The organism is Photobacterium aquae (genome assembly GCF_001029445.1).
GTDB classification, from domain to species: domain Bacteria; phylum Pseudomonadota; class Gammaproteobacteria; order Enterobacterales; family Vibrionaceae; genus Photobacterium; species Photobacterium aquae.
In genome coordinates this window covers 1-2,723 of sequence record NZ_LDOT01000017.1, presented here as the reverse complement: position 1 = coordinate 2,723, position 2,723 = coordinate 1, and the positions used below count along the sequence as shown (strand labels likewise).

Below are 2,723 nucleotides of genomic sequence, written 5' to 3'. Positions count from 1 at the left end.
ACTCGTAAGTATTCCGAAAAGACCCGTCCTGCAAGACGGGTTTTTTCACATCTGGGCAAAAGATTACGACTTAACGCTCAAGATCGCAACGATCTTCAACACTCTCACCGTTCTGAAGGCCAAAAACACAAAAGCCCCCATCGAAATGGAGGCCTTCAAGGATCATCTTACGGGTATTCTGGTAAATTTCTTATGTGAAATAGACTAATACCCGGGAGCAACATACGCACTATTCTCATCTAAAACATCTCGATTTAATAAAGCTAAGTGGTATTGCTTATGATTTAGATTGTGGTTTTTTGAGCAATCTACACTCCATCTCTGCAACCAATACTGCGCTAATGAAGACCTAACAGAGACAACTTTAATATCTGAATTAAACCCTAACTCATATTTAATAGTCTCAGGGTGACTTACCTTAGGGTGTGGTATGATTTGCAAATCAATAAAACGATTCCAATCACTATCAGCACCTTTCTGAAATTCACGTTGAGCATCTCCATGTATACCACTAAACTCAACAACTCGATCTAGCGCCAACTCCAAAAACTTCTCATATTTAAAGCAATAGCATCTTATATATAATTTAAGGCCACTATCAAAAATAGAATGTGGAGCTATAGTCTTTATAGATGAGCCATTATCAACAGAAAAGTAACTGATTTTTATTACTTTTTTATTAATTATAGCTCTAGATATTGGAGCAATAACGTCTAATTTAGGCTCAGATAATCTAGGGAACACATCAATACCAACACTATCAAAACCTACAATGTTTGATATGTTTTTATTTTTCAAATTGGATAAAATGGTCGTTATTTCTTTTTTAAAAATAGGACTAAATGTATCATCTATAATCTCATATCGACGAAGGCTATTATTAAAAAATAAATTATTTTCAGAACCATTAATATTTCGATACTTCGCTATTTCTCTAGTCGCAGCCGCTTCTTTTATATCGAACCGACACATCAAATCACTTCGAGTAAACCACCCCTTAAGAAGTAATAATTGCTCAATAAAATCCATCCTAGAATCAATCAAACGCTCACAACTATCCATAACACTCATCTCCACAGAGAACAAAAAAAAACCAGCAAGCATAACTATTGATCTAATCAAAAAGATCTGCGATACTAATGATTAGTGTATAGCTACCGACGATAAAAAACTCATTTTTTATTGAGAGAAGAGTCTAAAAGTAGGGATTACACAGGAAAAGGTAGGAGAGTTAAGAAGAGTGCAATCGACTTAACTCATTGAAATCTATCAAAATACACGACATATCATAGATAATTTTCGTTGCCATTCTACATAACAGCAACAAAAACAACAATTCTGTGATGAAAAGAAATTTAATTGGAGATCACAGAAATGACCTGTGCCGTTGAAGAACAACAATACATCTTTCGCCCCTACATTACGGTCAAAGGAAAAAGAATCACAAGACCAAATGGCGGTATGTTTAAAATCCCAGTAAAAAACAACAACAAGGATTAAAACCATGGCTAAGACTCAAGGCGGAAAAAAGAAAGTACACGTACCTGCCCATACTCGAGATGGGAAAAAAGTGAGAGAGCATTACCGCTCAACACCAAATTAAGATGCCTAACAAAGCCTAAGATTCGAGATTTTCTTAGGCTTTTTAACAATCAGCCACGAGCGAACACTCTCTTCGTCAACTGGGAGCCTCTCAAAGATCGGTACGACTTATGCCCATTATGTTAAATGGCTCAGTTTGGCATTCAAAACAGCCCTCAGAACGCCCAGAAAAGCCGTAGCGTGCATTTCTCACCTCAACCCAAGCCGATATACCCATAAACCCGATTGAAAGTTTGTGACGCTTTCACGGCGATTTACAGGGCCATTCCAGCCGAAACTTGTTGACCCCGAATCGCCGGCCAAACCGGTATTTAACTAAAACTTCAATTCTCGACATTCCAGTGACGAACGCCAAGCTGAACGGTCTGCGATCCATGCCGCAGGCATATTAAGGCCACTGATTAATCTTTAATTTACCGACCATCTGATAATGGCCGAGCCCAACAAGGTCAAAATTGCCTCTCCCTTCTCCCTGTTAAGCCGCTTTAAAACTGAAAACGAACACAATCAAGAAGGCATTCTTGCCGTGGACTAACCGAAACGAATAAGAAGCCCCCGAAACGATTGAGCGATGCTGAGCGTAAAGAGTTTCGGGGGCGATCGAATGAGTGAACCCCCGTTCAGTAATACGGGGGTTATTACGACAATGTTGCTGGGTTCGCCGCTCTTTGAAGCCTATCAGCGCTTGTCCTGGTTTCTTTTTGTTTGCACACCGTATCAGCTTAATGCGTTACTGAAACACCCATATGAATACCGTAACAACTTTCATAGCCCACCCCGTTTGAATTGTGTTACGGTATTCATAAATCAATGTCAATAGAGGTCAGTGCTATGTCACGTGGTGGTGCTCGTGAGGGTGCGGGCAGGAAAAAAGGAGAGCCTACCGAGGTTATCCGTGTTCCTGTTTTTTTGGTTGAGCATATAAAAAGTCTGATTACTCGTTACAAACAAGATCCAGAACTTTACCGTGAAGTTTTTTCTATGAGTGATAGTGAAGTGATGTCACGGGTTCGTGCCCCAGTTCGGACACGCTCATGCTTCACTAAAAAAAAGAAAAAACGGAAATAGCCTTAAGGGAGGACGTCGCAAGCTCTGTTGTTTAGCCCTTTCGGCTACGCCGA

The 2,723-nt window shown here is 39.8% G+C and carries 3 protein-coding genes; 2 read left to right on the top strand and 1 reads right to left on the bottom strand.

The window, feature by feature from the left end:
• A partial coding sequence (locus tag ABT56_RS24425; RefSeq protein ID WP_047879350.1) for a hypothetical protein occupies positions 1–208 on the top strand: 208 nt, incomplete at its 5' end.
• On the opposite strand, the gene ABT56_RS13145 is transcribed toward ABT56_RS24425, so the two are convergent.
• Positions 205–1,062 (bottom strand): WYL domain-containing protein, encoded by an 858-nt coding sequence (locus ABT56_RS13145; protein ID WP_169753915.1) that lies wholly within the window; start codon positions 1,060–1,062, stop codon positions 205–207. The two genes, ABT56_RS24425 and ABT56_RS13145, sit on opposite strands and share 4 nt — an antisense overlap.
• A gap of 1,371 nt (positions 1,063–2,433) precedes the next feature.
• Here ABT56_RS13145 and ABT56_RS13140 point away from each other — a divergent pair.
• Positions 2,434–2,670 (top strand): hypothetical protein, encoded by a 237-nt coding sequence (locus tag ABT56_RS13140; protein ID WP_047879348.1) that lies wholly within the window; start codon positions 2,434–2,436, stop codon positions 2,668–2,670.
• Positions 2,671–2,723 lie beyond the last annotated feature (53 nt).

Coding starts and splice junctions, on each gene's coding strand:
- ABT56_RS13145 (WP_169753915.1), bottom strand. CDS start 1,062: ATGGATAGTTGTGAGCGTTTGATTGATTCTAGGATGGATTTTATTGAG.
- ABT56_RS13140 (WP_047879348.1), top strand. CDS start 2,434: ATGTCACGTGGTGGTGCTCGTGAGGGTGCGGGCAGGAAAAAAGGAGAG.